Origin of the sequence: Flavobacterium movens (assembly GCF_039581425.1) — a bacterium.
GTDB classification, from domain to species: Bacteria; Bacteroidota; Bacteroidia; order Flavobacteriales; family Flavobacteriaceae; genus Flavobacterium; species Flavobacterium luteolum.
Window position 1 is genome coordinate 319,798 of record NZ_JBCPXY010000005.1, and the last position, 18,312, is coordinate 338,109.

The window sequence follows — 18,312 nt, forward strand, 5'->3', positions numbered from 1 at the left end:
AATTAAATCGCATCCAAATTCAACATTAGACTGTTAATGACTAATTATAAATTAATGCTAATAACCGCCACAGGTTCTAACCTTTTTTATAAATTTGACAAAAATTTAATCAGTTGAAGAAATCACTCTTTTTCATATTTATTTGCCTGTCTTTTTTAAGCGTTCAATTTACTTTCGCGCAAGCAAAAAAACCTGCACAATCTCCAAAAACAATTGTTATCGAGAATGCTGACTTTTCCGACGTGGATCAAGTTAATGTACCTGATGCGCTTTTACTTACCGGAAATGTAAAAGTAAACCATGATGGAGTTGTTTTAACTTGCAACAAAGCTTATTTTTTTCAAAAAGAAAATTATCTAAAAGCATTTGGAAATGTACAATTGGTACAGGGAGATACTTTGTTTTTAAATAGTAAATATGCTGAGTATAGCGGTAATGAAAAAAAAGCTTTTGCAACAGGAAATGCAGTTCTAACTTCACCTGATGCTACTTTACAGACTGATACTATTAATTTTGATAGAAATATTCAAGAAGCATTTTACAATACAAAAGGAACGATTGTAAACAAAGACAATACTTTGGTCAGCAAATCGGGAAGGTATTTTGTAAAAGAAAAGAAGTTTCAGTTTTTAACCGAAGTTACCATTACCAATCCAAAATATGTAATTAAATCCAATCATTTGGATTATTACAGTAATTCGGGACATACTTATCTTCTTGGACCTTCAACTATTACCAGTAAAGCCAATTACATTTATACCGAAAAAGGCTTTTACGATACAAAGAAAAACTTAGCACATTTTCTTCGAAAATCGTATATCAAATATGACGATAGACGTATAGAAGGCGATAGTTTATATTATAATCGAAATACCGAATTTGCTTCAGCAACTCGAAATGTAAAAATTACCGATTCTATTAACAGAGGAATTGTAAAAGGCCATTATGCAGAACTTTACAAACTGAAAGATTCCATGTTTGTTACCAAAAGAGCTGTCGCTGTAAACCTAGTTGAAAATGATTCGGTTTACATTCATGGACAAAAATTAATGGTTACAGGTAAAGAAGGAGAAAGAATCCTTAGAGCTTTTAAAAATGTTCGCTTCTATAAAACAGACATGAGCGGTAAATGCGATTCTATTCATTCGAATTCTAAAACTGCTTTAACGAAATTGATTGGAAATCCGATTCTTTGGAATGGTGACAACCAGATTACTGGTGATTTAATGCACTTAATTGGCGACAATAAAACAAGAAAAATTGATTCTTTGAAAGTTCTAAACAATACTTTTGTCTTATCCAAGGACACGCTCGGAACCGGTTTTAATCAAGTCAAGGGACTCAATTTGTTTGGAAAATTCCGGGATGGGAAACTTCATGATGTTGATGTCATCAAAAACACCGAAGTAATTTATTATATGCGGAACGATGCTCATGAACTAATCGGAATCAATAAAAATGTCAGCAGTAAAATTAATATGATATTGGAAAACAATGCTATTGAAACCATTACGTTCTTCAATAAAGTTGATGGAGATATTTTTCCTGAGGATGAACTTCCCGAAAACGCGCGTAAACTGCGAGGCATGAATTGGCGTGGAAACGAAAGAATAAAGTCGAAAGATGATATTTTTACCGCCGAAGAAAATGAAATGAATGAAAAACTGATTAAACAGGGTAAAGACGAAGAAGAAAAAGGCAAAAATGTTCCTCTGAAAGTCAGGAAGGAAACCTTGAATTACGATAAGAAAAACCCAGCCACTAAGACAGACACGAAAGCTAAAAACAAGTAGTTTTCAGTCGCAGTTACAGTTTACAGTGCTTTACGATTGTTTAAACCACAAAGTTAACTTAAGCGTAAAGTAAAAAAACTTAGAACCTTAGTACCTTCGCCACTTTGAACCTAAAAAAGTTTTCAGTCGCAGTCACAGTGTACAGTTAAAAACATAGAAGCTCAGAATCTTAGTATCTCAGCAACTTAGAAGCTAAAAAAATGAATCCAGATTTTATAAAATACCAAGCGCAAACCTCTCCTTACCCACTAGGAATGGAAGTTTCGCATGCCATCGGCTCTTACATTTACGACACAGACGATAAAAAATATTTAGATTTTGTTGCCGGAGTTTCGGCTTGTACTTTAGGACATCAGCATCCTAGAGTAAATCAGGCTATAAAAGATCAGTTGGATAAATATTCGCACGTAATGGTATACGGAGAATATTCTCAGAGTCCAGCAGTTCAATACTGCAAATTAATGGCTTCTCTCCTGCCTGAATCTTTAAATAAAACCTATTTGGTTAATTCAGGTACGGAAGCAATCGAAGGTTCGCTAAAATTAGCAAAACGAGTTACAGGCCGCAGTCAGCTTATTTCTTGCCACAATGCGTATCACGGAAACACGATGGGTTCTATGAGCGTTATGGGATTTGAAGAGCGTAAACAGGCTTTTAGACCTTTATTGCCAGATGTTGATTTTATTACTTTCAATAACGAAGAAGATCTACAAAAAATAACTACCAGAACAGCAGCCATTCTTTTAGAAACCATCCAAGGTGGAGCAGGTTTTATTCAGCCAGAAAACAATTTCCTTCAAAAAGTGCGTAAACGCTGTGATGAAGTTGGAACTTTAATGATTGTTGACGAAATACAGCCTGGTTTTGGAAGAACAGGAAAACTTTTTGGTTTCCAAAATTATGATGTTGTTCCAGATATCGTAGTTATGGGAAAAGGAATGGGCGGAGGTATGCCAGTTGGTGCTTTTACTGCTTCTGCTGAAAAAATGGATCTTTTAACAGAAAATCCAAAATTAGGACATATTACCACTTTTGGTGGTCACCCTGTCATTGCGTCAGCTTGTTTGGCTACTTTGCAAGAATTAACTGAAACAAATTTAATGGCAGAAACGTTGGAGAAGGAAAAACTCTTCAGATCGCTTTTGGTACACCCTTTGATTAAAGAAGTTAGAGGAAAAGGATTAATGCTTGCTGCTATGACAGAATCAGCAGACATTACCAACGAAGTCATTTTAACCTGTCAAGACAGAGGACTTATTTTATTTTGGCTTTTATTTGAAGGATGTGCTATACGAATTACACCTCCTTTGACCATTTCTGAAGACGAAATTAGAGAAGGATGCGCCATTATTTTAGAGGTTATGGATGGGATAATGCAAAAGAGCAACAGCTAAAATGAAAAATTATTTTTGAAATATTTCGGTGCTTTTTAATAAAAACGACAGGAAGTACCATTCCATTTATATTTCACTATAATCTTTCGGCTTAATTAAAAAAATGACAAAATCGAAGTTAACCCCTTAATTATAAAGGAGATTTCTTCCCAAAACAGAATAAAAAACGCCATATTTTGTTAATTAAATTGTTCAAAACAATTAATTTCCTATCCTTACAACAATTATATGGTTGCCTAAATTTATAACAGGCTAATTTCAAATATACGAAGTATGCAATTAAGCAACGAAGAAGAAGATTATAACCTATCCCTATCCAAATTTGAGTCGATGTTAAAAACTAACAAAGTGCTCTTTTTTGATTCTGAAGAATTCGAAGAAATAATTCTTCATTATTTAGACATAGGTAAGGCTAATTTAGCAAAAAAGGCCTTAAAACTTGCATTAGACCAGCATCCAAAATCTACAGGCTTAAAATTAGTACAAGTAGAAATGCTAGTTTATGATGACAAACTCGAGATTGCTGAAAAGCTTTTGAATGAGTTATACGCAATTGAACCTAACAACGAGGAAATCTATATCCAGAAAGCCAATATCTGTTCAAAAAGAGATCAGCACGAAAAAGCAGTCGAACTGTTAAAAATCGCGCTTCAATACACTGATGATTATGCTGACGTGTACAATTTGATCGGAATGGAATATCTATTTATGGACAATCTCGAGCTGGCAAAGGAGAATTTTATCAAATGTCTTGAAGAAGACTTAGAAGACCAATCTGCTCTTTATAATGTAGTCTATTGTTTTGAATTTTTAGATCAGAACCAAGAGGCTATTGTATATCTTAACGAATATATTAACAGAAATCCGTATAGCGAAATTGCGTGGCATCAGCTTGGACGTCTTCATTATGGCGTAAAAGAATATGAAAATGCTATTCGCGCATTTGACTACGCAACATTGATTGATGACGAATTTTTAGGTGCTTTCATGGAAAAAGCAAAAGCTTATGAACGCCTTAAAAAATACAATGAAGCAATTGAAAGCTATAACAGAACCATTGAATTGGACGATGCAACATCGTATGCATTGCTTCGAATTGGAAAATGTTATGAAAAACTTGGAAATTTAGCAAAAGCAATCCAATACTATAACCAAACTGTTCATGAAGATCCTCTTTTAGATAAAGGCTGGATTGCGATAACAGATTTTCATCTTCGCCAGAAAAACTATCAGAAAGCATTGTTCTTTGTGAATAAAGCTTTAGCGATTGATAATCAAAATCGTTTGTACTGGAAAAGATATGCAACAATCAACAAACAAATGAATTTCTTTGAAGAAGCCGAATTTGGTTTTAGAAAAGCAGTTGAATTTGGAGATTATGCATTAGATACTTGGTTATACTGGGTTGATATTCTTCAGTTTTTGGGAGAATTTGAAACTGCTATACAGACTTTATTGCAGGCGACAGAATATTTTCCAGAAGAAAATGAAATCGAATACCGTTTAGCAGGATTGTATTTCATGATTCAGGACAATACAAAAGCTAAATTTCATTTAAGCAATGGTTTGCGTCTAAATTTTGACAATTATATCTTGATAGAAGATTTGTTTCCTGTGGTTTGGACAAAAAAAACAGTAAAAAATTATATAGAAAAACATCGTAAATAAGAATGGTTGATATTTTATTAAGAAGACGTTTTGGATTATTAGGACGCAACATAAGCTACTCTTTTTCAAAAGGTTATTTTACAGAGAAATTTAATAATGAAGTTTTTGCTGGCAACAGCTATGAGAATTTTGACATTTCTGAGATTAATTACTTCACAGAATTAATTAAAAATAATCCTGATTTAAAGGGATTAAATGTTACGATTCCGTACAAAGAACAAGTTATTCCTTTCTTAGATAAATTATCAAAAAAAGCCGCTCTAATTGGCGCTGTCAATACAATTAAATTTACTAAAAACGGCAAATTAAAGGGTTACAACACCGATTATTACGGATTTAAAAAGTCTTTAAAGCCATTATTAGAACCACATCATAAGAAAGCTCTTATCTTAGGTACAGGAGGCGCTTCTAAAGGCGTTGCTTTTGCTTTGGATGAATTAGACATTCCGTATACTTTTGTTTCAAGAGAAGCAAAAGAAAACATTATTGACTATGATTTGATTAATGCAACCACTTTTGATAATTTTCAAATTATAATTAATTGTACGCCAGTTGGAACGAGTCCAAATGTGGATGCTTGTCCAAATTTGCCTTATGAATTCTTTACAGAAAAACATATTGCATACGATTTAATCTACAATCCAGCAGAAACCACTTTCCTAAGAAAAGCAAAAGAAATGGGAGCTGTAATTAAAAATGGACATGATATGCTTATTTTTCAGGCGGAGAAAGCTTGGAAAATTTGGAACAAATAAAAAATTAAAATGTTAAAGTATTTTTCGTAAATTAGTCTACTCATTTGCAGACAGTTATGAAAAAACAACTACTTTACTTTAGCATTTTTTTTCTTATTACATTTCTTGCAGCTGCTCAAGACGAAGATATAGACAGAAGCAATAGTCCGTTTGCCGAGCCTAGATATCATTATTTTCTGCAAACTATTCTATTGTACAATGAATATTTAGACACTAAGAATGGCTCTTTTAACACTACAAATTTGCGTGTCTTACAACCAATAGGCAACAAAGCTTGGAATCTGAGATTTGATTTACCTTTAATTTCAACCAACTCCAATTCTATCAATCAAACTGGACTTGGTGATATTGGTGCGGGACTAAGTTTCATACCCTATTTTAAGAAAAATAATGGCATTGGCCTTAGAACCCGTGTAATCTCAAATTCTGCTGTAGATCCAAGTTTTGGAAGCGGAAAATGGGTGGTAATTCCTGCTGGTATTTTTGCAAAATACTTCAATCAAAAGAAATTTTTATGGATTGCGACCATTGAACATTCCCAAAGTTTTGCGGGATCAAGCAATCGAAGCGATGTAAGTGTAACATTACTAGAAAACAACTTGTTATGGTTCTTCGGGAAAAATTGGATTGCTACAGATGTAGCTTTTAGATACAATTACATTTTGGATGGCTTTCAAAATAATGCTTTTATGGAATTTGGCCGAAAAATAACTCCAACAAACTTAGTTTATGTACACCCCAGCGTAGCTTTTGGTGGCGAAAAATCATATAATTTTGGTATGGAAGTCGGGATGCTGATTTTGTTTTGATTTTGAACAAACTGCTATTTCAGCTTGACTTTTTAGGATTTATATGTTTTTCAATTAAAAATCGAAAAAAATATTATTTCTAACTTATCAATTAAAACAACAAAAATTAATATATCATACTATCAAATTGAAGTAAACAATAAGAATTTCATCGCAAATTAGCGTATAAACAAAGGATTTATTTTGTAGTTAGAAACACCTTTACTATCTTTCGCACTGTTTAAAATAAAAACCTTATACATTTTTAAAGATGTTAGAAGAAAAGAATGATAACCTGCATGAAGCAGACGGAAAATCAGGAATCGAAATAAATGATTCTGTAGCAAATGATGCAATCGAAATCTCAGATTCTGAAACTTTGACCGAAGATTTGGTCTCAGAAACCGAAAATGAAGTAACAAAACAAGAAGATGCCCATCAGGAGGCATTAGATGTTATTACCAATTCGAACGCTGCTGAAAGTGAAGACGAAACGCTAAAGGAACGTCACGACATTCCTATGCAAGATTACAATACATTTACCCTGGATGCACTTGTTGATGAACTGAAAAAATTGGTGAATATAGACAAGGTAATGTCTGTAAAAGATCATATTGAAGAAATCAAAAAAGCTTTCTTGCTGCAATATCATCATCTTATAGAAGAGAAAAAAGAAGAATTTTTAGCTTCCAATCCAGATCCGAATGAAGAATTTGAGTATCACCTTCCGTTAAAATCAAAATTCGACGAATATTATAATGTTTTTAGAGAGAAAAGAAATGCTCATTTTAAACATTTACAGACGAATTTAAAAAGCAATTTAGAAAATCGTCTAGCTATTGTTGAAGAATTAAAAGAATTAATTAATCCGCAGGAAAATATAAAAGATACTCTTAAGCATTTTAATGAATTAAGAGAAAGATGGAAAAATGCCGGAGCTATTCCAAAAGACAAATACAATCACGTTTGGAATAATTACCACTTCCACGTAGAAAATTTCTACGATTATCTTCATTTAGACCGTGAGGCTAGAGATTTAGATTTTAAACATAACTTAGAATTAAAACAAAAAATTATAGCGCGCGTTGAAGAATTGGCAAACGATGCCGATGTGAGCAAATCTTTCCGTGAGTTACAAGATTTACACAGAATCTGGAAAGAAGAAATCGGGCCTGTTTCTAAAGAACATCGTGATGCCATCTGGAATCAGTTTAGTGAACTGACTAAGAAAATACATGACAAGCGAGAACTTTTATTTGAAAGCCAAAGAGCAAATGAGCAAAAAAATCTTGAAGCCAAAAAAGAAATTATTGCTAAAATTGAAGCACTGGGAAGCGAAAAAGTAAATTCTCATTCTCAATGGCTTATTCAAATTCAAAAAGTAGAAGAGCTAAGAAATGAGTTTTTTGCAGCTGGAAAAGTACCTTCTGAAGTTAATGAAGAAACTTGGGCTACTTTTAAAACTGCGGTTAGAAATTTCAATGCTTTTAAAAATTCGTTTTATAAAGACATTAAAAAAGACCAAAACGATAATTTAAATAAAAAACTGGCTCTTGTAGCAAAAGCTAAAGAATTGCAGGAAAGCACCGATTTCCAAGCTACTACACCTGTAATGAAACAAATCCAGGAAGAATGGAAACAAATTGGACATGTTCCTAAAAAATATTCAGACAAAATCTGGAAAGAATTTAAGGATGCTTGCAACCATTATTTTGATAAATTAAAAGAGCATAAATCTGAAGAAAACAGTGATGAAGTAACTGCTTTTGACAATAAGAAAGCTTATTTGGATGTTTTAAGAGCTTTCCAACTAACTGGAGATCACAAAACTGATTTAGATGCCATTAAAGCACATATAGAAACTTGGAAAGGTTTTGGAAAAGTTCCTTTTTCCAGAAGACATATTGAAGGGAAATTTAATAAAATCTTAGATGCTCTTTTTGAAAAACTAAGTTTAAGCAAAAAAGAATCTGAAATGATGCGTTTTGCAAATCGTCTTGATTCTTTATCTGACAGCAATGATACGCGTAAATTAGACAATGAAAAGATCTTTATTATGCGTAAAATTGAAGAAGTTCAAAATGAAATTTTTCAATTAGAAAATAACATTCAGTTCTTTACCAATACAAAAAATGCTAAAAAAGAAAACTCTATAGTTACTGAAGTACGCAAAAACATTGCAATTCACAAAGAAAGCCTTGAAGTTTGGAAGGACAAATTGAAACAATTAAGAAACTTAGGACAAGAGTAATTCTAGTCGAATTCTAAAGAATAATAAAGTGTAACGAGCAATTGTTACACTTTTTTTTTGCGCTTATTTTTTAACGTAAAGTCCACAAAGCTTTACTTAAAGACTTTGCCAACTTTGCGTATCCCGATAGCCATCGTGATTTCGCGCTTTGCGGTTAAAACTCACTCTAACCTAAAACCCAAAACTTAACAACAATTAAATTTCATAAAATTATTCTGCAAAATATTGATTATATTTGAGTTACCACTATTAACTAGCAATCAAGCAAATAACATTTAATACTAATTTTAAATAAGGAGAATATGAAATTTACAAGAAAAGCACACGCCAACTGGAAAGGAACCGGTATGGAAGGAAAAGGAACAATCAGTACACAAAGTACAACTTTAGATAATGCACAATTGTCTTTCAAAACAAGATTCGCTGATGGCGTTGGAACAAATCCTGAAGAATTGGTTGCTGCAGCTCATTCTGGCTGTTTTACGATGCAATTAAGTTTTTTACTAAATGAAGCTGGGTTTACAGCCGACGATTTAACTACAGAAGCTACAGTAACTTTTGAAGATGGATCAATCACTTTGATTCACTTAGATTTAAAAGGTAAAGTTCCATCCATATCTGCGGAGGAATTTGCTTCAACAGCTGCTAAAGCCAAAGAAATCTGTCCGATTTCAAAACTGCTAAATACAACCATTACTTTATCTGCTGAACTAATCAGTTAAAGACATAAAAAAAACCATTCACAATTGTGAATGGTTTTTTTTTATTTTATAATGCCAATAATTACATTTTTGCTTTTAAGGCTTTAGCTTCTGCAGTCATCTCAAGAGCGCTATAAACTCCTAATAATGTTTTAGAAACATCCTCATTTTTAGGATCTAATTCATTCGCTTTTTTAAGGTAAGGAATAACTCCTTTGAAAACAGCCTCTCTTTGCGCTTTTAAAACATCGTAACGTTTCATATCTTTAGCAGAAGTACCTAATTTATTCATTTCATCAATAATTGGTTTTTCAGCTTCTAATTTTAATGCAGCAAGATTCAAATAAGCATTTGTATACTCAGGATTGATTTCGATTGCTTTTAAGTAATATTTCTCTGCGTCAGCATTGTTTTTAGCCCCAGCACTGATTACCCCTAAATTGAATACTAAGTCAGCATTTTTAGGATCTTTCTCTAAAGCTTCATTAACTAATTTTTTGTACATATCGTAGTCTTTAGTCTCTAGATATAAATTAGCTTCTGTTAAAATTAAAGAAGAATCTTCTGGATTTGCTTTTCTAGCATCGGCGATTGCTTTTTTAGCATCTTCTGTACGTCCTTTTTGAACTAAGATTAATGCTAAGTTTTTGTAGATCTCACCTCTTTTAGAAGCAATAGCTTCAGTTTTAGGTTTTTCGTGAGTACCTAATTTAACAGCTAAATCTCTTTCTTTAGCATTAGCAAAACTATCATCATTTCCAGAAGCTTTGTTTACAGCTGTATACAAAGTTCCTTTTCCTGAATAATTTATTTTTTTCAACACTTCGTACATTGGCAAAGCAAGATCAAAATCTTGTGAATTTACAGCTGTAGAAGCTGCATAGTACAAGTTAATAGTATCTTTTTTGTCTAATTCATATGCTTCGTACAATTTTTTTGCACCTTCAACATGTTTGCTAGCTTGTGTATCAGCAATTGCAGAATTGATCAATAAACCTTTAATGTTTGTGATTGAAGCAGCAGCTTGAGTTGAATATTTTTGTTTTCCAGAAGTTTTTTCTACTTCAATTAATTTTTTGTAGCTGTCAGCTGCAGCTAATAAATTTTTACTTTCTTCAACTTTTTTGTTTGCAAGTTCAAGAAAAGCATTTCCTTGAACGAAATAATACTGTGCCTGCTCAGTATCTTTAGCATTCACAATTAAGTTCTCTGCATCTTTTAATTGAGCAAGAGCACCTTGCGCATCTCCTCCTTTTAATGCTTTTTCAGCATTTTTAATTTGATCTTTTTGAGCAAACGTAGCTACAGAGATCAGTAATGCTGATGCAAGTATTACATATTTACTTTTCATAATGGTATTTATTTGTATTTAATTTTTTGTTTTTTACTTATTCTTCAGACTCTTCATCTTCTGCCTCAGCATCGTCTTCATCTTCTACCTCTTCATCATCAGAATCATCGTCATCTTCTGCAGATCCGTCATCTTCAAGAACTTCCAAGTCTGGCTTAACTCTCTCGATTGCTCCAATTACATTTCCATCTTCATCCACTTCTACTTCTTCTACATCATCTTTCATTACAGTTGTTACAGCAGCAATAGAATCTTTTCCTTTTAAATTGATCAATCTAACACCTTGAGTTGCACGTCCCATAACACGTAAATCTTCGATTGCCATTCTAATTGTCAATCCTGATTTATTGATAATCATCAAATCATCTGAGTCAGTTACCGCATTAATAGAGATTAATTTACCGGTTTTTTCAGTAATATTAAGCGTTTTAACTCCTTTACCTCCACGGTTTGTAATTCTGTAAACATCTTCTCCATCTTCGTCAACCAATTTAGTACGTTTTCCGTAACCATTTTCAGTTACCACTAAGATTTGCGATTCAGAAATATCATTTTTATCAACCGTAACCATTCCGATTACTTCGTCAGTTTCATCTTTTAAGGTAATTCCACGTACTCCAGAAGCTGTTCTTCCCATCGGACGAGTTTTAGTTTCTTCAAAACGAACTAATTTACCAGATTTAACCGCTAAGATAATTTGGCTTTCACCATTTGTTAACTGAGCACCAAGCAACTCATCACCTTCTTTAATTGTAATTGCGGCAACTCCATTTACACGAGGTTTAGAATATTTCTCTAAAGAAGTTTTCTTAACCTGTCCTTGTTTAGTCACCATTACAAGATTATGAGTATTGATATAATCTTTATCTTTTAAATCTTGCGTACAAATGAAAGCTTTTACTTTATCATCACTTTCAATATTCACCAAGTTCTGAATTGCTCTACCTTTTGCCGTTTTGCTTCCTTCTGGAATTTCATAAACACGCATCCAGAAACATTTTCCTTTTTGCGTAAAGAACATCATATATTGGTGGTTTGTTGCTACGAACATGTGCTCCAAGAAATCTTGATCTCTTGTTCCTGCACTTTTTTGACCAACTCCTCCTCTATTCTGAGTTTTGTATTCTGTCAAGTTCGTACGTTTGATGTAACCTGCATGCGAAATGGTAATTACCACATTTTCATCAGCAATCAAATCTTCAATACTTACATCACCTCCAGAATATTCAATTTTAGAACGACGCTCATCACCGTATTTATCACGGATTTCTGTAAGCTCTTCTTTAATCAAATCAATTCTCAAATTAACATCTGCTAATAAAGCTTTTAAATGCTCGATTAACTTCATTAACTCATCAAACTCCGCTCTTAATTTATCTTGCTCCAGACCTGTTAACTGACGTAGACGCATCTCTACAATTGCACGAGCCTGAATATCTGACAATTTAAATCTTTCTATTAATTTCTCTCTTGCTTCATCTGTGTTTTTAGAACCTCTAATTAACGCAATTACTTCGTCGATATTATCAGAAGCAATAATTAATCCTTCTAAAATATGTGCTCTTTCTTCTGCTTTGCGTAATTCAAATTGCGTTCTTCTAACTACCACATCGTGACGGTGCTCAATAAAGTAATGAATCATGTCTTTTAGATTCAGTAATTGAGGACGTCCTTTTACTAATGCAATATTATTAACACTAAATGAAGATTGTAATTGAGTGTATTTGTATAAAGTATTTAAAACTACGTTTGGCGTAGCATCACGTTTTAAGATATAAACGATACGCATACCATTTCTATCCGATTCATCACGAATATTGGCAATACCTTCAATTTTTTTATCGTTAACCAAATCAGCCGTACGTTTGATCATTTCGGCTTTGTTAACTTGATATGGAATTTCTGTAACAATAATACATTCTCTTCCGTCTACTTCTTCAAAACCGACTTTAGCACGCATTACAATACGCCCTCTACCTGTTTTAAAAGCTTCACGAACACCTTCATATCCGTAGATAATACCTCCTGTAGGGAAATCAGGTGCTTTAATATGAGTTATTAATTCATCTACTTCAATATCGTTATTATCAAGATATGCTAAAGTACCATTGATAACTTCAGTTAAATTGTGTGGCGGCATGTTTGTCGCCATACCAACTGCAATACCTGTTGCTCCATTTACTAATAAAGTAGGAACTCTTGTTGGCATTACTTTTGGCTCATATATTGTATCGTCAAAGTTCAATTGAAAATCAACTGTTTCTTTTTCGATATCGGCCATAATCTCTTCAGAAATTTTACGCATTCTGGCTTCAGTATAACGCATTGCTGCAGGACTATCTCCATCGACAGAACCAAAGTTACCCTGACCATCAACTAATAAATATCGCATACTCCACTCTTGAGCCATACGAACCATTGCGTCGTAAACAGAGGTATCTCCGTGCGGGTGATACTTACCCAGAACCTCTCCCACGATTCTTGCAGATTTTTTATGGGCAGATCTTGATGTTACACCTAAATCATACATTCCGTAAAGAACTCTTCGATGCACTGGTTTCAAGCCATCTCTAACATCAGGAAGTGCTCTCGATACAATTACTGACATCGAATAATCGATGTAAGCTGATTTCATTTCATCTTCAATGTTAATAGGAATTAACTTTTCTCCTTCAGACATAAGTTGTTATATTAAATAATTATAATAGTTTCAAAGCGTGCCAAGATACGTTTTTTTAAAATTTTTTCAGCTATTTCCTTACACTTATTTAAATGATTTATTAACAACTTTATTTTGGCTTTTAGTTAATAAATTAAACGTTTTTTAACTCTTTTATTGTCTTTTTTTTCGTCTATTAGCTGACAGGAGATGTCGATGGGTACGGTTTTTGTTTTTAAAACTGTAATTCACTAAATTTACAATACCAATTATATATTATGGATGATAATTTTTCACCAAGAGTAAAAGATGTTATTACGTACAGTAAAGAGGAAGCTCTACGTCTAGGGCACGACTTTATTGGTACAGAACATCTTATGCTAGGTATTTTAAGAGATGGTAACGGAAAAGCTATTCATATACTTAATAACCTAGATGTCGATTTAGATCATTTACGCAGAAAAGTAGAAATACTGAGCCCTGCCAACCTGAGCGTTGAAGTAAATGCCGAAAAGAAAAACCTTCATCTTACCCGACAGGCCGAAAGAGCCCTGAAGACCACTTTTCTGGAAGCAAAAGTATTTCAAAGTTCATCGATTAGCACCGCACATTTGCTGTTATGCATCTTACGAAACGAAAACGATCCAACAACCAAGCTATTGAATAAACTAAAAATAGATTATGACGTAGCTAAAGAACAGTACTTAAATATGACTCCAAACGAAGAAGAATTCTTAGAAAACTTGCCAAGAAACGAATCGTATAATGACGATTCAGGACAAGATGACAGTCTAAAAGAAAGCAGTTTTAATAATCCCGCCAATAAGTCAAACAAAAAATCTAAAACCCCAGTTTTAGACAATTTTGGGAGAGATTTAACAGAAATGGCTGAGGAAGGGAAATTAGACCCTGTTGTAGGACGAGAAAAAGAAATTGAGCGTGTATCGCAAATTTTAAGCCGTAGAAAAAAGAACAATCCGCTTCTTATTGGAGAGCCTGGAGTTGGTAAATCTGCTATTGCAGAAGGACTTGCTTTGCGCATTATTCAAAAGAAAGTATCTCGTATTCTTTTCCACAAACGTGTTGTTACTTTAGATTTAGCAAGTTTAGTAGCTGGAACTAAATACAGAGGACAATTTGAAGAAAGAATGAAAGCCGTGATGAACGAGCTTGAAAAAAATGATGATATTATTCTTTTTATTGATGAAATCCATACTATTGTAGGCGCTGGTGGAGCAACAGGTTCGCTTGATGCTTCAAACATGTTCAAACCTGCTTTAGCAAGAGGTGAAATCCAATGTATTGGTGCTACTACTCTTGATGAGTACAGACAATATATTGAAAAAGACGGTGCTTTAGAAAGACGTTTCCAAAAAGTAATTGTAGAACCAACTTCTGTTGAAGAAACTATTGCAATTTTGAACAACGTAAAAGATAAATACGAAGATCACCACAACGTAACTTATACTCCAGAAGCTATTGAAGCCTGCGTTAAATTAACAAACAGATATATGTCTGAGCGTTTCCTACCGGACAAAGCTATTGATGCTATGGATGAGGCTGGTTCTCGCGTACACATTACCAACATCGATGTTCCGAAACAAATTTTGGATTTAGAACGTCAGTTGGAAGAAGTTCGCGAAATGAAAAATATGGTTGTTAAAAAACAAAAATATGAAGAAGCAGCCAAACTTCGCGATGATGAAAAACGTATCGAAAAAGATCTTGCTTTAGCACAAGAACAATGGGAAGAAGATTCTAAAAACAACAGAATTGAAGTTACAGAAGATAATGTAGCCGATGTTGTTTCTATGATGACTGGAATTCCTGTAAACAGAATTGCACAGACAGAAAGCAATAAATTAGCGCACTTGCCTGAACTAATTCAAAACAAAGTAATTGGCCAAAACGAAGCGGTTCTTAAAATTGCTCGTTCTATTCAGCGTAACAGAGCTGGTCTTAAAGATCCGAACAAACCAATTGGTTCGTTCATTTTCTTAGGCCAAACTGGTGTTGGTAAAACGCAATTGGCTAAAGTTTTAGCAAAAGAATTATTTGATTCTGAAGATGCTTTAGTTCGTATTGACATGAGCGAATACATGGAGAAATTTGCGATCTCTCGTTTAGTTGGAGCGCCTCCAGGATACGTTGGATATGAAGAAGGTGGTCAATTGACTGAGAAAGTCCGTAGAAAACCTTACTGTGTGGTTCTTTTAGATGAGATTGAAAAAGCGCACCCAGATGTATTCAACATGATGCTTCAGGTTTTAGATGACGGATATTTAACAGATAGTTTAGGTCGTAAAATTGACTTTAAAAACACTATCATCATCATGACATCTAACGTTGGTGCACGTCAGCTAAAAGATTTCGGACAAGGCGTTGGATTCGGTACTGCTGCAAGAACAGCACAAGCTGATGAAAACTCAAAAAGCATTATCGAAAATGCATTGAAGAAAACCTTTGCTCCTGAGTTCTTAAACAGAATTGATGACGTAATTGTATTCAACAGTTTAGAAAAATCAGATATTGATTTGATTATCGAAATCGAATTGAAAAAACTATATTCCCGTATTGCAGAGTTAGGCTACAAATTAACCTTAACAGACAAAGCCAAAGCATTTATTGCTGAAAAAGGTTTTGACAAACAGTTTGGAGCTAGACCACTGAAAAGAGCAATTCAGAAATATGTTGAAGATTTGTTGGCTGAAGAAATCATCACTTCAAAAATTCATTCTGGCGACGAAATCATGATGGACTTAAAAGATGATTCTCAAGAATTATCAGTTGAAATTCACAAAGCCGAAGAACCATCGAATCAATAAATTAGTTAAAATTTATAACATTCATAATATGCCCGTTACGTTTTCATAACATAACGGGTATTTTTTTTATCAAAAATCACTATCTTTAATAAAAGCAAATAGCTATTTTTGAATTTAAATTCTATAATACAAAACAAAATATGCTTCAAAACAAAGTCATTTTAGGCAGCGAAGAATGGTGCTCATTTCCAGAACTAGGAATCCCGACAATTAAGGCTCGCGTAGATTCTGGCGCCAAAACTTCGGCAATGCACGCTCTAAACATAGCTCCTTTTATAAAAAATGATGCGAATTGGGTAAAATTCGACATTAACCCGATTCAGAATAATATCAAAACCATTATTCATTGCGAAGCACCTTTGGTTGATAAGCGAATTGTAAAAAGTTCGAGCGGATTTAGAGAACATCGCTATGTGATCCAAACCAACTTAAAAATTGGCGATGCAAAATGGCCAATCGAAATGACTTTGACTAATCGTGATTCTATGGGATTTAGAATGCTTTTAGGACGCGAAGCGATGAGCGGAAGGGTTTTAGTCGATCCAGAACAAAAATATCTTTTAGGACAACCTACAGCAGAATCTTTAAAAGAATTATACCAGAACTCAGAAAAAGCAACGACAGGTTTACGAATTGGTCTTTTAGCCAGTAATCCAGAATTATACAGCAATAAAAGAATCATGGAAGCTGGCGAAATGCGCGGGCACGAAATGCATTTCTTAAATATTAAGGAATGCTACATGAAACTGGACGCTAAAAAACCCGAAATTCATTATAGAGGCGGTAAAATCTTAAACGAATTTGACGCTATTATTCCAAGAATCCGACCAAGTATTACTTTTTATGGTTGCGCTTTGACACGTCAATTTGAAGCTTTAAAAGTCTTTGTACTAAATTCAGCGACAGCAATTACGCAATCGAGAGATAAATTATATTCACTGCAATTACTTTTAAACAGCGGAATCGACATTCCAACTACAGGATTTGCTAATTCTCCGCTTGATACAGACAATTTAATTAAAATGGTAGGCGGATCGCCTTTAATTGTAAAATTATTGGAAGGAACACAAGGAAAAGGCGTTGTTTTGGCCGAAACCAAAAAAGCTGCAGAAAGTGTTATCAATGCTTTTAAAAGTTTAAATGCTAATATCTTAGTCCAAGAATTTATTAAAGAAGCCAACGGAAAAGATATTCGTTGTTTTGTAATCGACGGAAAAGTGGTTGCCGCAATTCAGCGTGAAGCAATGCCTGGCGAATTTAGAGCTAATATTCATTTGGGCGGAACCGCATCTGTCATTAAAGTAACTGCCGAAGAAAAAAAGATTGCCATAAAAGCCGCAAAAGCAATGGATTTAAAAGTCGCTGGTGTTGATATTATTCGCTCTTCTAAAGGCCCATTATTGCTTGAAGTAAATTCTTCACCAGGTCTGGAAGGAATTGAAGGCGCAACTAATAAAGATGTAGCTGGCGAAATGATTAGAGCTATTGAAAAGAATTTTAAACTATAATTAAGTTCATTTAAACTTAATTTCTCATAAATAATTTAGCAGCTTTGCCAAAGTTTAAAACTTTGGCAAAGCTTTTTTATTTAACTTTAAAATAAAAAACATGACTTTTCCTTATTTAGATATTATTATCAGAAGCGTTGCTGTGTATTTCTTTATGACAATTGCGCTTCGCGTTTTTGGCAAAAAAGAACTTTCGCAATTAAATACTGCCGACATAATTCTAATTTTATTGATCAGCAACTCTGTTCAAAATGCGATGGTTGGTCCTGATACAAGTTTAATAGGAGGATTGGTTGCTGCATTGGTTTTGTTTTCGATCAACTTTGCCATTAAGAAATTAACGAAGAGATTTAAAACTCTTGGCGATTTACTACTCGACAAACCTGAAATATTAATTCACGATGGTATATTAGACTTTCAAACCTTGAGCAGATTAGATGTTTCGCACGAAGAACTAAAAGAAGCAGCACGTGAACACGGTTTAGAACATCTAACAGACATTAAACTTGCCATGCTTGAGATTGACGGAACAATAAGTATTATTTCAAAAGACCAGAAACACCTTAAGCAGACGCATTATAAACGAAAACACAATCATAAAAACCTTCAAAAGTTTTGA

The 18,312-nt window shown here is 33.7% G+C and carries 12 protein-coding genes; 10 read left to right on the plus strand and 2 right to left on the minus strand.

The window, feature by feature from the left end; genetic code table 11:
* Window positions 1–113: 113 nt before the first annotated feature.
* The 7 genes from AAYQ05_RS11760 (at window position 114) to AAYQ05_RS11790 (ending at window position 9,371) form a co-directional block, all read left to right on the plus strand.
* Entirely contained in the window at window positions 114–1,793 is a 1,680-nt protein-coding gene (locus tag AAYQ05_RS11760) for an OstA-like protein (protein ID WP_343543518.1), read from the plus strand.
* A 200-nt stretch (window positions 1,794–1,993) separates the two neighbouring features.
* The gene (locus tag AAYQ05_RS11765) at window positions 1,994–3,187 is read left to right on the plus strand and encodes an aspartate aminotransferase family protein (RefSeq protein WP_343543520.1); all 1,194 of its coding nucleotides are present in this window, start codon (window positions 1,994–1,996) and stop codon (window positions 3,185–3,187) included.
* A 273-nt stretch (window positions 3,188–3,460) separates the two neighbouring features.
* Complete coding sequence (locus AAYQ05_RS11770) at window positions 3,461–4,855, plus strand: tetratricopeptide repeat protein (protein ID WP_177210100.1); 1,395 nt, start codon at window positions 3,461–3,463, stop codon at window positions 4,853–4,855.
* Window positions 4,856–4,857: 2 nt separating this feature from the next.
* Window positions 4,858–5,610: a shikimate dehydrogenase family protein gene (locus tag AAYQ05_RS11775; RefSeq protein ID WP_177210101.1), complete on the plus strand. Its 753-nt coding sequence runs from the start codon at window positions 4,858–4,860 to the stop codon at window positions 5,608–5,610.
* A gap of 56 nt (window positions 5,611–5,666) precedes the next feature.
* Window positions 5,667–6,419, plus strand: a complete 753-nt coding sequence (locus AAYQ05_RS11780; protein WP_343543521.1) for a lipid A phosphoethanolamine transferase — start codon at window positions 5,667–5,669, stop codon at window positions 6,417–6,419.
* A 250-nt stretch (window positions 6,420–6,669) separates the two neighbouring features.
* Entirely contained in the window at window positions 6,670–8,649 is a 1,980-nt protein-coding gene (locus AAYQ05_RS11785; RefSeq protein WP_343543522.1) for a DUF349 domain-containing protein, read from the plus strand.
* A gap of 302 nt (window positions 8,650–8,951) precedes the next feature.
* Window positions 8,952–9,371 carry an OsmC family protein gene (locus AAYQ05_RS11790; RefSeq protein WP_111283188.1) on the plus strand — a complete coding sequence of 140 codons (420 nt, stop codon included), beginning with the start codon at window positions 8,952–8,954 and terminating at the stop codon, window positions 9,369–9,371.
* Window positions 9,372–9,432: 61 nt separating this feature from the next.
* Here the strand turns inward: AAYQ05_RS11790 and AAYQ05_RS11795 are convergent, their stop codons facing one another.
* Both AAYQ05_RS11795 and gyrA read right to left on the minus strand, forming a co-directional pair.
* Window positions 9,433–10,701 (minus strand): tetratricopeptide repeat protein, encoded by a 1,269-nt coding sequence (locus AAYQ05_RS11795; RefSeq protein WP_343543524.1) that lies wholly within the window; start codon window positions 10,699–10,701, stop codon window positions 9,433–9,435.
* Between the two features lie 37 nt (window positions 10,702–10,738).
* The gene (gene gyrA / locus AAYQ05_RS11800) at window positions 10,739–13,381 is read right to left on the minus strand and encodes a DNA gyrase subunit A (RefSeq protein WP_281632086.1); all 2,643 of its coding nucleotides are present in this window, start codon (window positions 13,379–13,381) and stop codon (window positions 10,739–10,741) included.
* Window positions 13,382–13,638: 257 nt separating this feature from the next.
* Here gyrA and AAYQ05_RS11805 point away from each other — a divergent pair, with 257 nt between their 5' ends.
* From AAYQ05_RS11805 to AAYQ05_RS11815, 3 genes are all read left to right on the plus strand, one after another.
* The gene (locus tag AAYQ05_RS11805; RefSeq protein WP_177210107.1) at window positions 13,639–16,185 is read left to right on the plus strand and encodes an ATP-dependent Clp protease ATP-binding subunit; all 2,547 of its coding nucleotides are present in this window, start codon (window positions 13,639–13,641) and stop codon (window positions 16,183–16,185) included.
* A 140-nt stretch (window positions 16,186–16,325) separates the two neighbouring features.
* Complete coding sequence (gene rimK / locus AAYQ05_RS11810) at window positions 16,326–17,693, plus strand: 30S ribosomal protein S6--L-glutamate ligase (RefSeq protein ID WP_095930862.1); 1,368 nt, start codon at window positions 16,326–16,328, stop codon at window positions 17,691–17,693.
* 100 nt (window positions 17,694–17,793) lie between these two features.
* Entirely contained in the window at window positions 17,794–18,312 is a 519-nt protein-coding gene (locus AAYQ05_RS11815; RefSeq protein ID WP_343543528.1) for a DUF421 domain-containing protein, read from the plus strand.

Coding starts and splice junctions, on each gene's coding strand:
- AAYQ05_RS11795 (WP_343543524.1), bottom strand. CDS start 10,701: ATGAAAAGTAAATATGTAATACTTGCATCAGCATTACTGATCTCTGTA.
- AAYQ05_RS11785 (WP_343543522.1), top strand. CDS start 6,670: ATGTTAGAAGAAAAGAATGATAACCTGCATGAAGCAGACGGAAAATCA.
- rimK (WP_095930862.1), top strand. CDS start 16,326: ATGCTTCAAAACAAAGTCATTTTAGGCAGCGAAGAATGGTGCTCATTT.
- AAYQ05_RS11780 (WP_343543521.1), top strand. CDS start 5,667: ATGAAAAAACAACTACTTTACTTTAGCATTTTTTTTCTTATTACATTT.
- AAYQ05_RS11765 (WP_343543520.1), top strand. CDS start 1,994: ATGAATCCAGATTTTATAAAATACCAAGCGCAAACCTCTCCTTACCCA.
- AAYQ05_RS11770 (WP_177210100.1), top strand. CDS start 3,461: ATGCAATTAAGCAACGAAGAAGAAGATTATAACCTATCCCTATCCAAA.
- AAYQ05_RS11790 (WP_111283188.1), top strand. CDS start 8,952: ATGAAATTTACAAGAAAAGCACACGCCAACTGGAAAGGAACCGGTATG.
- AAYQ05_RS11805 (WP_177210107.1), top strand. CDS start 13,639: ATGGATGATAATTTTTCACCAAGAGTAAAAGATGTTATTACGTACAGT.
- AAYQ05_RS11775 (WP_177210101.1), top strand. CDS start 4,858: ATGGTTGATATTTTATTAAGAAGACGTTTTGGATTATTAGGACGCAAC.
- AAYQ05_RS11815 (WP_343543528.1), top strand. CDS start 17,794: ATGACTTTTCCTTATTTAGATATTATTATCAGAAGCGTTGCTGTGTAT.
- gyrA (WP_281632086.1), bottom strand. CDS start 13,381: ATGTCTGAAGGAGAAAAGTTAATTCCTATTAACATTGAAGATGAAATG.